The sequence below is a fragment of the Pseudoalteromonas sp. OF7H-1 genome (assembly GCF_022347825.1).
Classification (GTDB): domain Bacteria; phylum Pseudomonadota; class Gammaproteobacteria; order Enterobacterales; family Alteromonadaceae; genus Pseudoalteromonas; species Pseudoalteromonas maricaloris.
Genome location: NZ_JAKRFX010000002.1, coordinates 30,203 through 42,549, shown reverse-complemented (window position 1 = coordinate 42,549; position 12,347 = coordinate 30,203). Strand labels below are relative to the sequence as shown.

13 protein-coding genes are annotated in these 12,347 nt (G+C 45.6%); all 13 read right to left on the bottom strand.

Going from position 1 to position 12,347, the window contains the following annotated elements; all coding sequences use genetic code 11:
- Positions 1 to 3 precede the first annotated feature (3 nt).
- Entirely contained in the window at positions 4 to 741 is a 738-nt protein-coding gene (locus MHN30_RS02425; RefSeq protein WP_239357764.1) for a phage baseplate assembly protein V, read from the bottom strand.
- Positions 738 to 1,316: a hypothetical protein gene (locus tag MHN30_RS02420; RefSeq protein WP_239357758.1), complete on the bottom strand. Its 579-nt coding sequence runs from the start codon at positions 1,314 to 1,316 to the stop codon at positions 738 to 740. The genes MHN30_RS02425 and MHN30_RS02420 overlap by 4 nt, the downstream gene beginning before the upstream one ends.
- 78 nt (positions 1,317 to 1,394) lie before the next feature.
- Complete coding sequence (locus tag MHN30_RS02415; RefSeq protein ID WP_239357757.1) at positions 1,395 to 1,622, bottom strand: phage tail assembly chaperone; 228 nt, start codon at positions 1,620 to 1,622, stop codon at positions 1,395 to 1,397.
- A 2-nt stretch (positions 1,623 to 1,624) separates the two neighbouring features.
- Positions 1,625 to 2,452, bottom strand: coding sequence for a hypothetical protein (locus MHN30_RS02410; protein ID WP_239357755.1), 828 nt, complete (start codon positions 2,450 to 2,452; stop codon positions 1,625 to 1,627).
- A gap of 9 nt (positions 2,453 to 2,461) precedes the next feature.
- On the bottom strand, positions 2,462 to 3,214 hold the full coding sequence (locus MHN30_RS02405; protein ID WP_239357754.1) for a phage tail protein: 753 nt from the start codon (positions 3,212 to 3,214) through the stop codon (positions 2,462 to 2,464).
- Complete coding sequence (locus MHN30_RS02400; protein ID WP_239357753.1) at positions 3,214 to 4,323, bottom strand: phage tail protein I; 1,110 nt, start codon at positions 4,321 to 4,323, stop codon at positions 3,214 to 3,216. The genes MHN30_RS02405 and MHN30_RS02400 overlap by 1 nt, the downstream gene beginning before the upstream one ends.
- Positions 4,316 to 5,224: a baseplate J/gp47 family protein gene (locus tag MHN30_RS02395; protein ID WP_239357752.1), complete on the bottom strand. Its 909-nt coding sequence runs from the start codon at positions 5,222 to 5,224 to the stop codon at positions 4,316 to 4,318. Before MHN30_RS02395 ends, MHN30_RS02400 begins: the two co-directional genes overlap by 8 nt.
- A 154-nt stretch (positions 5,225 to 5,378) precedes the next feature.
- Positions 5,379 to 6,776, bottom strand: a complete 1,398-nt coding sequence (locus MHN30_RS02390; RefSeq protein WP_239357747.1) for a hypothetical protein — start codon at positions 6,774 to 6,776, stop codon at positions 5,379 to 5,381.
- Between the two features lie 249 nt (positions 6,777 to 7,025).
- Positions 7,026 to 7,445 (bottom strand): hypothetical protein, encoded by a 420-nt coding sequence (locus tag MHN30_RS02385; RefSeq protein WP_239357746.1) that lies wholly within the window; start codon positions 7,443 to 7,445, stop codon positions 7,026 to 7,028.
- Positions 7,446 to 7,454: 9 nt separating this feature from the next.
- The gene (locus MHN30_RS02380; RefSeq protein ID WP_239357744.1) at positions 7,455 to 8,936 is read right to left on the bottom strand and encodes a hypothetical protein; all 1,482 of its coding nucleotides are present in this window, start codon (positions 8,934 to 8,936) and stop codon (positions 7,455 to 7,457) included.
- Positions 8,937 to 8,956: 20 nt separating this feature from the next.
- A complete protein-coding gene (locus MHN30_RS02375) occupies positions 8,957 to 9,178 on the bottom strand; it encodes a hypothetical protein (RefSeq protein ID WP_130164598.1) in 222 nt (73 codons plus the stop codon).
- 8 nt (positions 9,179 to 9,186) lie between these two features.
- On the bottom strand, positions 9,187 to 10,383 hold the full coding sequence (locus MHN30_RS02370) for a hypothetical protein (protein WP_239357743.1): 1,197 nt from the start codon (positions 10,381 to 10,383) through the stop codon (positions 9,187 to 9,189).
- Positions 10,380 to 12,344, bottom strand: a complete 1,965-nt coding sequence (locus MHN30_RS02365) for a DUF4815 domain-containing protein (protein WP_239357742.1) — start codon at positions 12,342 to 12,344, stop codon at positions 10,380 to 10,382. Before MHN30_RS02365 ends, MHN30_RS02370 begins: the two co-directional genes overlap by 4 nt.
- Positions 12,345 to 12,347 lie beyond the last annotated feature (3 nt).

Sequence of the window (12,347 nt, the reverse complement as noted above, 5' to 3'; positions counted from 1 at the left end):
CAATCACTCCTGTGCACTGATGTTTGCGCCGTTTAATTTCAGCGTTGCGCTGGCCGCTATTTCAATATTCCCTGAGGTTGAGCTCATGGTTATGCTGCTGCCCTCAAGCGATAGCTCATTCGCTGCTGCCACACTGATATTGTTATCAGCACTTACCACCGCATCATTACCAATTTGCGCAGTTAGATTGTTTGCAACCTGCACGTTAGCATCATTGCCAACGATCACCGTGGCATCGTTACCACACTCAATGTGTATATCTCGCGCCGAGTGCACTTTAATTTGCGCTACCTCGTTGCCACTGGTGTTAGGCACGTACAAATGGTAAATGTGCTGCTCTCGGTCGTATTCCACCATCGCACCATCCTTATACTTAGTGCGACCCACCGCTTCCCTGTCAGACACCTGCTCATATGCCTCACCAGCACCAAGAACATGATCTTGATGATGATGTGGTTGCGAGCTGGAATACAAGCTGCCAAGTACCACTCCCTGGGAAGTATCTCCACAGGGAGATAACACCATCACTTGCTCACCAACTTCAGGTGCTTGCCAAGTCATATCATGAGCAGCTTGCGCCGTTAGCCAAGGTAGCTTCGCCGTGATCCAATCACCCATTTTGACCTTGACGGTCGCCGTTTCGTAGTCCACTTCATGCACCGTTCCTAGGCTAATTAACTTAGTAAGACGCTGCTGTAAGTCGGACATGGCTAAGTCTGAAAAATGTTGATTGGCTATCACGCTATCGGTCCTTCTTCTGGGGTTTTGTAAATTAAGCGATGCTCGCCACCATGCGGGCCAAGATACACTTCTGTTACCTCAACACCGGCTTCCTCGGGGTACTCAACTTGGTAATAAAACTGCCAAGTCAGCGTCGCCTTAGCGAGCATTGAATTGACTTGGTTGCTATAACTAAAACTGCTTTTTTCGCAAATAAAGTGTTGCCAAGGGACAGGCGTTTCGTCCTTTATAATCGAAGCCTCAGCGGCACTGACCAAGTTATCCAACCGCGCTATCAACGCCGAGGGTTCAGCCTCTTCAAGCGCCAGTTCAAGCTGCAATGTCATCACTCGTCTGTCGAGTGCATTTGGGCTCAGGTTCTTGTTGTACGCAGGCCCATAAGTCACGCCTTTGTCGGCGCCTTTCGCTTGCAGTTCACTGGCTTGCCGCTCAGCGATTGGGACTAGGGTAAGCTGTGCACGCTCTGTTAAGTCCGGTTGTGGCTGGCTTGCTTTTAGTAAATCAACTTGAGCAAGCTCAGACAGACCGGCACTCAGGCACGCCAACACCTTAGCTATCAAGGTTTGTCGATGCATAGTTGTGCTCTCAAATTATAAATTGGCTAGATTAAAAAGCCGAAGATGGACGAAACGCCCGAAAGAAGGTTAGAGATTTTAGAGTTCAGGTTTTGCCGGCCAAACCACTTGCTCCGGAGATTCAAAACTTTGAGGTAAATCTCGCAAAGCCTGACGATAGTCTTTTAAAGACTGAGGTACTTGACCATCCATTTCTTGATACTTTAATGCCATCCAATCCGTAGCTCTGAGGTAGGCATCACGCAAAGCTCGTGTTGTTTCCCATTCATCGAATTCAGTTCCTTCAATGCTCACTTGATCTAACATTTTTAGTTCTCCCAACTAGGTTGTGTATGAGTAATCCGATCGGCACAGGGTTGGCCATTACTTGATGTGTACTTTCCACTCACAGTCACAGCTCTAGTAGAGCCACAGTGATAACGCGTATCTACTTTCACGGTGATCCGAGCAAGCCCACTGTACCCGTTGCCTATTTTTCTGAAGTAGATAGGGATCGTCGACCCTTCCAAATCTTTAGAAATCGCTATTTCTTGAGCCTCGTTGCCTGGTTCTGAAATAAGCAACTTCAGAGCTCCATTGCTAGATACTTTTTTTATTTCAAGCTGACCCGACACACAGTCATGATATGATGTACCTGTAAACTGAATTTGATCTGCATAACTAGATGAGGCGAACATCCCCCTATGAGCCATAATGAAGTCTAACTTAAAATAATCACCTTGTTCGCCAAAGCCACCATTGCCTGAAAACTCTAGCATGTTTACGTAATATGGAGGCTTAGGTGTACCACACCTTGGAAAGTCAGAGTCAGGACCTGTTGCGTCTGAAGAATAGCTACCAGCACTTAAGTAACCTCGAAAAAAGAAGCTCTTTTCATTACCATTTACAGTAACTGGCAAACCGTTAATTTCTTGAGTATATTGATCTTTCCATTGATTAAACTGTTCTTCGGCTTGCTCTAATTGATCATTAATACTCGTAATTTCACCCGCTACTACATTTTTAGTATGCGTCACCGTTTCCGATAAAGTACTTTGAATAATCCCAACCTGATCTTCAACAGTTTGGCACAGTGCATTGGCACGTGTGGCAACCTGGCTCAGGCGCTCCGTCATGGTTAAATTGTCATTTGACATAGTGTTTCCTTATTGATGCTCAAGATTGGTTAATCTAATTTCTTGATTGGTTTGGCGGTTCATGGTGTCTAGCTGTACTGTCGTCACATTGGCAAGTTCTGCGTTAAATAAGCCATGGAATGCTGCTACGCGATTATCTAGCCGAGCGGCATGTGTTGTATCTAATCGTGTCACTTCACTGGTGAGCAATTGTTTCAGCTCACTTAGCGCTGTTTCCTGTTGTTGCAAACGAAATTCTTGCTTGATTTGCCGATGCATCGTATCTAGCTGCGTAAGCGTCATTTCGGCAAGCTCTTTGTCAACAATCAGATTAAGATTGTCGACCCCCAGCTTTACCTCAATACTCTCACTAGGCAGCTGTGCCAAACTTAACGTTAACCACTGTAGTACTTTAACGTCAGGTGTACGGTAGCCAAGTGTGGTGTTGGCTTTTGAGTAAACCCCCAGCAAAATCAGCGCCGGCTCACCGCTTGCGTCTACTGCGCCGCTATCTAAATAAACGCCAATTTCTCTGATGGCATATTCAAGTGGTGCGTCGAATTTGCCTGCAATTTTAAGGCTCGTACTTTCACCGTCTTGATAGTCGCTGTCGGCAATAGCTACACGCTCTTTAAGGCTGCGTAGCTCCGTTTGATTTTGTGATGGCGTATAAGCTGCATCGCCAAACGCCATATGGCTGATTTGTCCTTTAAAGCCTCGCGCTTGAGCGCTGAGTAGGGCATCAAGCCCCGCATGGGTAAACTGCAGCGTTAGTGCAGACATTAAGTCGCTCCTTGTAAATGATAATGTTGATATTGAAGCCGGTGCATACCACTGGCGAGTACCACTCCTTGCATTAACTCATCAGGATAAATGCCCATTCCTTGGCTGGTATGCATTTGTGCATTCAGCTGTTTTGCTATCGCAAAGAGACCTAAGCTCGCTTGCGTTTCACTAGGTAAAACGCCTGCACCTTCGGTATTAAGCATTTGATAGCCATAGTGATTTATATGACCACATGCCCCTAATGCGGCTTTGCCTTGCTCAGGTTTTACCCCTAACCCCAACACTTGGGTATTGCTCAGACTCAAAGGCGCTTTGCCAAGACCTGCCGCACCAATTTGCTCTTTAAGCGCAATACCCAATTGTAAATCAACATGGATAGCACCGCGTTTCACTGCGTTTACCACACGGCGAATACGTTTGAGCATCAGGGAGGTCAACAATCCTTGTTGTCGGTCGTCCAAATTCTGATTAATAAGCGCCCAGATCTGCACAGTGCCAGGCAAACCATCTTCCTGCTGCCACCATTCCTTGATCTCGGTTTCAATATTGAGACTATCGAGCGCTTTTTGCAGCGCAAATGGGGTCCCCTTGCACTGATGAACCGTGAACGCATCCGTAATGACCTGACGTTTAATCGCCATAGGCCAATGTTCATCCCACTCATCCACTGAGTAGTTCCACGCCAAAAAAGGCAATAAAGGCTCGGGGCAAAGCTCTGGTTGCCAAAGACTCGTTAAGAGCAGCCGAGTATCGTTCAGTACACAAGCATCACGCAATTGGGTTCTTGCTTCATCATCCTTGAGGGAGAGCCCACTTAGTCCGACACTTATCGCTAGCCGCTCAAGTGCTTCTCTTGGGAAGAATACTTGAGAATAAATAATTGGCAGCAGCTTATTACTTGATAAGCGTTTAAGTACGCTGCGTAAATCAAGGCAGCCGACCTCAGTCAACGAGAGATAACGCGTAATTTCCACTAGTTCATCATCGCTGCGCTGCTCAAGTTTTAAGGCCGCTAATAAGCCTGCTCGGATAGTTCGAGGCTTGGCTTGCAGCTCTGCTAACCACTGCTCCAGCGTTGACGCATTATGAGGTAAAAGCTTAGTCATCCTGCCCCCTCACCTTTACTCGCAAATCCATTTGCTGACAATACGCCACCTCAATATCTAGAGGTATAATGTCTTCACTTGGCGACTCCAACCTAATGTTTTCAACACCGGATAAAAACAAAGCGTTGCTAATACCCGCTCGCGTGATCTGCCGACCAAGCTGACGCCTTTCTGTTAAGTAAGCGTCGAGCGCGGCTGAGGCACTGTCCACAATCACCTCAGGCGACGGGCCAGGTAAAATCTCAAGTTCCGCTGCAATGTTAAACGTCAATATCTGTGGCTGCTTAATTGTGACTCTATCGCCAAGCGGTCTCACTTTAGAGACTTCAGGCTGAGTTGACGATTCAGGGGTAAAGGCGACATGTAATTTATTCAGCAGCTCCGCGCTTAGTGTACCTTTACCTATTCGACTCAAGGCGGTTAGTTCTATTTCACATGGCCTCGGACTATGAACTTGCACATCGCAAATCTCATTACTCACCGACAATGCATGAAAGCGATAAGAGGCCGCGCTCCCTGCGGTATTCAGTCCATCAAACGCCAGTTGCGTTCTCGCTCTTAAACGCTCATCATCCTCATTCCCAAGCCTTGCAACATTAAACCTCGCTGCGATTGCGTCTAAATCACTCCCTGAAGCACTCGCGAGCAAGTTCGCTTCTATTGCGTCATTTAGCATGCTTTGCTGAGTCAGTCCTTGATATGCCATGACTTCTAACAATTTAGTCAGAGGTTCACTTTCCAAGTTTACTACCTCTTGGAGTGCGTTATCCTTTTGCAGCAATGCTTGCTTTAACGCTTCTAAACGCTGCTCAAAGTTTATGGGTTTTAATACTTTAGGAATGGGCAACTGCGATAAGTCCAACCGCTCAAATGCCATCATCACCTCCTCGCTTTGCGCCATAAAAAAACCCACAGCAAACACTTGCTTGTGGGCCTCGGAGATTGGAAACCTGTGTGCTTGTTAACTTTCTCAAGCATAGGTCTATCTTACTGGTTTTTAGGGAGTAAAACAGGTCAATCCTGACCTGCTTGCCAGAAGGTGACTCACCTATGAATTAACTTAACTTGACACATAAGTACGAATTTGGTTCATCTGGTTTTTGCATAATACTCGCTGAACAACCAGTCGGGATCTCTTTCATTCCAAATACCCTGCCTTGAGTCAACTTCAAAGTCGTTGTACTAGACATATTTCGAATAGTGAGAGGTTTATTTTTACTCCATCTAGGACTCGCGGGCAATTTTACTTCCTTTTCAGCCACACCTGAGTATGTGAAGATATATTCACTTCCATCTCCTTTGGTAAAGTCTGTCGTTCCATCTGATAACATAATAATAAAGTTTGGATGATTAGACAGGATGACGTTCCTCGTTTCGTTGTCACCTGTATCGAGCGCTACAGCCTTGGAGTAATTAGGTGAGTTTATCAAGTTGGACTTATCAAACTGAACATTGGCTCCACCTAAGTTACTATAACGTCCATTTAGTAAACCAAAAACTGGGATTTTACTACTTGCTCCTGAGAATGAGTTTCCGACAAAGGTCGCAGAACAGTAGTTGTCTGGATTAAAAGACAAAGTAACCAAGTGACTTTGATTCCCATTATGGTCTCGCTGAGAGCCATCTCCGCCAAAGAAGGAACAACCAACAATATTATACTCTGAATGAGGTGCACCAAAGTTAATTCTCATTCTCGCGTTTTTCATATTCTCAAAGTACTCGTTCGACACCCTGACATTAGAGCCACCGCTAAAGTAAACAAACTCAGCTGCCGCACCTCCATAATAATGGTTACCATCAAACCGAGAACCTGACGGGATGAACATCTTGATAGCGGAGTCAATTTCACCCGCACGAAAGAAAACATTATTTAAAACATATTGATCTGTCGCTTTAAACGTTCTTTGGATGTAATCACCACTTGCGTTCTTTTCAAGAAATGAATCTATACCTCGACCGCAGTGGATAAAGTAATTGTTGATAATATAGTTCTCAACTTGATAGCCGCCATCATAAAACTTAATAGCGGACTTAGCGCAAGAGAAGCGACAAGAGTCCCAAGTCCATTGATAGGGCGTCACGTGAAAGCAGTGAGAATGTTCAGACTCAACCTTGAGGTGGCGAATTACAACATCTCGAGAGTTATTATTCTGAGTCGGGGTCTTATCTATTGTGTTATCAATAATCGTCGGTGCCGTAGGGTGTTTACCCCTAATGCTACATGTTGATCTTGATTGGCCAGAAATACGATGTCCAGATCTCACCTTTGCACTGCCATATATTTCGATATCGCCAGTTATTTCAATTTCTCCACATTGTGCAAGACATTCATTCAGGAACTTTAGGTTGTTTTCCTGATCTACCCTGCTCATATCTATCCCATACTTAACACCAAATGTTTCAGGGTTAGCTTTAGCTTTGCTCTCAGCTATAAAGGTTCTGTCTTCTTTCATATTCAATCCTTAAATTAACTTTTGCATTACTTGTGTATTGTTTAGAAATTCCCAATTGACTAGGACTCAGGCTAAGAGTTCTTACCTTGACAGTAATAGCCCTCACCAAATAAAAAAGCCCACAGCAAACACTTGCTTGTGGGCCTTGGAGATTGGAAACCTGTGTGCTTGTTAACTTTCTCAAGCATAGGTATATTTTACTGAGTTTTAGGGGGCAAAACAGGTCAATCCTGACCTACTGTGAAATTATTAGAACGCAATCACAAACTCTAGTAATTCAGCTTGAGAGGTAAGGCTAAGCACCTCGGCTTCTAACTCACCGCTTTTTTCACGCACCACTTCTCTTTGCTGCAAAATGGCGAGTAGGTTTGCACGCTCTGTTGCTGCACCTTCTTCATTTCCGTTCAACCTCTCACTCAACTCACGCTCTTTTGCGCGCTCTACTCGCCACTGCTCCGATTGCAATTTGCTATAAGCGAGTTGCTTAATGTGCGTTATAACTTGCTGTTTTAAATACTCAACTTCAGAGTTTTCTTCAGTCTCTAACTGAGTCTCAGCAATAAACTGTGCTACCGACTCTTTACTCCATTGCTCACCCGTTTGCGGGTGTACCAACCAAAAGTTACCCGCAATAGACATCCCTTTTTTATCGTCGTAATAAATATTCATTTTCACTCCTTAAATCGCGCGACAGGTTCTAGCAAGGCCATACTGGTTGTATAGGTAGTGCTCATTAATAACACCGATATGTGAGTATGGATTCATCGCTTGAATGGCTGTTGCCATTATGCCTCCATCATACCCTACGCTATCGGCCTTAGAACGATAGCAATACGAACTCAGTAACTCGCCATCTAGTGTTTCCATGACCACATTCACTTCACCTTCACTATTCTCTGTACCATTTGAACTTTGTGTACGGTATGGCTCACTATTACTGGTAAAAATATAATTGATAGGCTGAAGCTTCTGCTCTTCAGTGAAGAGATAATGTGCGTTGAATTTATCACCCGCCATTTTGAGTTCACTGCCAAGTAGACCAAAGTAACCGTAGTAATTATATGAATAGCTCGACATCGCCGCTTCACTGTGGTTATAGCGATTTATCCCATGTGGCTGCGCTAAGGTATTTGCGATAAATACCATCGTTGTAAAGTCACCGCTATCCACATAATTCTGATATTCAGCTTCATTCGCAATGGCGATGTTGGTAATGTGATTGCCATCACGATACTTTTCCACAACCAAGTTAGTACCCGAGTCGATAACCACTAAGCAGTGCTTTTGGTTGTTATACAACACAGCTACCTCGTTATGGCTGTAGCTAGACCGTGTTGAAATACCAAATTTATCTTGAGCATTTAGGTTTTGCTTGGGCAAAGTTCGCGAGGTAAATCCCTGCCCTAAAACGAAGATACCACCATACTCTGTCGCATTCGCTGACTGAGACTCTTGGGTGCTATATACGATTTCAAAACTAACATCATTAGGTTGTGCTTTTAAACCCAACGGCACGATAGCACTAGAGCCGTGTTGATATACCTTAGTCGCAGGGTTTTGCTCAAAGGCATTATTATGGACAAAGCTTGATTTTAGTACGGTGGATGACGTGCCATCTTGGCTAATTTTCAGATGATCTAACCGGCATGTGTCCGTTGCGGCATTTGCGGTATAACTTGGTCGAGTGAGATAGGAAGTACCATCACTATTATAGATAGCCAAAACCGATGTGGAGCGGCGGAAATTGACATTATTATTCGCCGTATCAATATTTTTTATCGCGAATAAGGTTTTTGGTGTTGCTGCAGTGTTGTTCGCGACCACTTCATTAATTTGTTGCGTCAATGGACCTATTTGATCCAGTAGCGCTAGTTTTGCAGCCCTGGTAACCAGCTCAGCGGTCGACGCGGTTAAATCAGCTTTAGCAGAATCAATATTGTTGATCGCTGAAGTTGCAACCTGTTGCAATAGCTGGGTTGAGTCATCCAAATGTTCCTGTGCAACGGCCACAACGGCTTGTTCAAGCTTAGCGTTATCTGTGAGCCGTGCAATTGCATTCGTGACTAAGGTTTGCTCCTCTGCACTCAGCGGAGTGCTGCCGTTCATATCAGCGACCAGTTTGTCGACCATTACCTGAACGGCTTGTTGAATTGTTGCCATAATTTCCTCTTATAAATCCTTTAAATTGGTAGCAGGGTTTCACCCAACACTTGATTGAGCCGAAGCCGTCTGAAGCGCTTGTCGATATCTACTTGAGCTTGTTGATGTGCCAATTGCTGCTGGTGGATATCTGCATCAATTGCCTTAAGCGCATTGATCAATCGCTGTACGTCTTGTTCAAGTAGATTATCTGGGTGAGGGAGTGGATAATGCTGAAATGGAGTAAATTGGTTGATGTCCACAATTTCTCCTACAAGGTAAATGTACGAAGATTTCGTACTCTAGGGCGCTGAGCAGGTGTCCCCTTCAGTACTAATTTTACGCGTGTCGTGGCGGTATCAACACCGTTAAAGGTGTAGTTGAACTGCTGCCAACCATCGTTCAGCACTGAACTGCTATCTAGTGCAAGCGGTAGCCAAACATCCCCTTTTTGCATCAAAGCTTGTACTTCTGAGTGGCTTTGAATATTCGCTTCAAAGCTTACCGTTAAATCACCGCCTAAACGGCTGCGCAGCTCACGAGAAATATAGTCTCCGGTTTGCGCGACTTGCCCATGAACGCACTGGCTGCCCGCAAAAAGTACTGGCGTTAAGCTTGGTGTTCCCGTCAATACAGCAGCGACCTTCACCTTGCCTGTTATGGTTTCCCCAAGCGTGCTTGGTTGCCACTCTTGAACGCTTAGCACTTTTTCTTTATTGCCAGTAGGATACGTGAGTTCAAAGGTAACTTGAGTATCTGCACTTGGGCGCTGGACAACAGCTAAGAGCATTAAATCCGTTACTTGTTCAACTTCTACCTCGCCGAGTTCAATCCGTCTACTTTGCTCTGCGAATTTCGCGGCCTTTAACCTAAATGTGAGATCTTTATCCTGATGTGGTGTCCAGGTGCTAGCGTTGCTTGATGATAACAACACCCCTACTTGATACGGCTGAGAGGTAACCCAGTTGTGCGCCTGATCAAGCTTACCGAGCTCTGCAATAGCAACACTGTGCTCGGCCCCATCAGTTAACACAACCAACGCATATTCCTGATCGGCATTTAAAAAGGTTGGAGTAAAGTTAAACAGTGTCGATTGGTCATTTAGCTTTATCTCATCGCTGCCTAACTTGCTACTTGCCAGCACAGTTTGTGTAGGAATACCTTGAACAACTTCTCGAATTTGTACTTCAACCGCCTCCTGTCCTTTGGCGGTAAACCATAATTCAACACCGGCAATAAATCGCGATTGCTCCAAAATAAAGGTTTGTGCGAGTGGATCAAAACGCTGAGTAATAATGTTATTTACACGCCTCAATGTTTCCACTTCAATCACGCCACTACCAGTATAACTAGCGCTTCCTGAAGAGCCTTGCTTACCAATAAATCGCACCAATTTAGTTCCGGCGGGAACATTATTTGGCACTTTAAATCGACCTGCTAATTCACCGCGTGTATTTGCTTGGATCATGCTTGCACCTCTGAAATAATTTCAATGCCATCGAATAACAGTGAGTCCAGTTGCTCACCTGAATCAAACCCAGAAATAGCAAAGTTGACCCAACGAGTGCGCAAGAATTCGGCTTGCTGACGGCGCACACCAACTCGCTCTGTTGTAGTATGTTCAACAACACGGCGCACGCGCCCACTACCATGGGTTAAGCGGCGAGTAATAGGGCTTGTCCACTGAGTCTGGGTTTGTGTCCAATGGTCAACACTTGGGGTTAACGTGACATCCGCAGGCAGTGGTTCAAATGCCATATAAGGATTAATTTTCATCTCCCCAGTACGGCTTTCTTGTACTAAGACGTCCTCGAGTTCGTAAGGTAATGTTTGGACTTGTGGTTGTGACAACTGAGTTATTTCTGCGGCCATTGGCAGCATAAGTTCGCCATCCACAATAGCTGCGCTTTGTCCAAGTCCAATATCGCGCATATCGTCATCTAAAAACGGGTCAACAAACACGCCGTATTTGCTCGCAGGTGACTGGGCATTGGTATCGTTACGTAGGCGTTCAATGGCCAACAATTGGTATAAATCTGAGATCTGCTGTTGCATCAATGCAAGATCTGTCATTTGTACCGCTTCAATCGCAATATTTTGGATATGCGGCGGCGCACTCCCCCAGTGTTGCTGCACTTGGGCAAGCCCCAGATGTTGATGAGGCACTAAAGGCGCTTGCGGGTTGATTCTGTCGGGTGCACCTTTGATCCGCTCAACATGGCCATTGGGGGTAAGCACGAGCAGGTCGATACGTGGCATAAACCAGTGATAATCGACGACCACAAGGCCATTTTCGAGCATTTCTTCAGCCTCGTTTAACTGTTGCTCGAGCCAAAACCCGGTTTCGTCCGCATCAACTTCAATAAGTCGGCGATAGGTATAAACCACGTCATACGACGTGCCTGATGCCGGCTTATTGCCACCTTCGCGCCAACTTATATGATTGCGGGTAAAAATAAAGTCGATACCTTGCTGATATTCAATGCCACCTTGCGAGATCTGCAAAATTTCAATCACAGAGTCATCATCAAAGGGATCGGTGTTTTGGCCGGTTTGCGCGTGGCCTCTAGTCAGAGAGGTACGCTTTTTCACCTCTGCGGTCACCTGATCAATGCGCTGCACCGGTGCAAAGTCTAAATCAATTCGCATAGCGCCTTGGGTATTGGCGCTAAATCGGCTCGGCTCATTGATCACCTCACGTACATCAGGGTCGTTTGGCAGCGTAACAGGCAGTGCGGTGTTAAACGCTATTTCATAGCCATTGATATGCGCTTTTCCCTCTTGCACATTAAAGTGCTGGTGGCTTGCCGTGCTCTCTCGATAGCTAACATTGAGCCCGCTCACCACATAACTCCCACCGTTTGACTCGCGGTCGTAACGCGCAAGTGCGCTGGTAATTGAGTCTAGTTGTGGTGGCGGCTGCTTAACGATAAGCGTGCCATGATCGATTTGGTAAACGGGAAAAAAGTCGCTATTGGGATAGTCAAGGCTGTCGCTCAGCCCCCAACGGCCCGAGATTTTCAGTCGCGCGGCACCCGCTTCGTCAAAATTGTGTGCGCCAATGGCTGGATCTCTAAGTGTTGAATCTTCAAGCTCTGTCACCACTTCCTTTGCTAACCACACTCCGACAATTTCGAGTTTATTTAGCGCAATGGCTAACTGTTTAGTGTCGACATCATGTACCGCACCTTGCAGATATACTGAGGATGCGCCAATGGTTGCAACTGCATGAGCTTGGTCAATAACCACCTCGCCCCCCTTAACCACATCCCCATCTTTCATCAATACATCAGCGATGCCTTTTACATGGTGCTGAGACTGCAGTTGCAGGTCGTTAAGTTCACGACTTTGCAACCCTTTACTCGCTCGAAATAATAGCTGACTGTATTGCTTTGCAGGATCAAACTGCTGGTAATAATCTTTTATCATTGC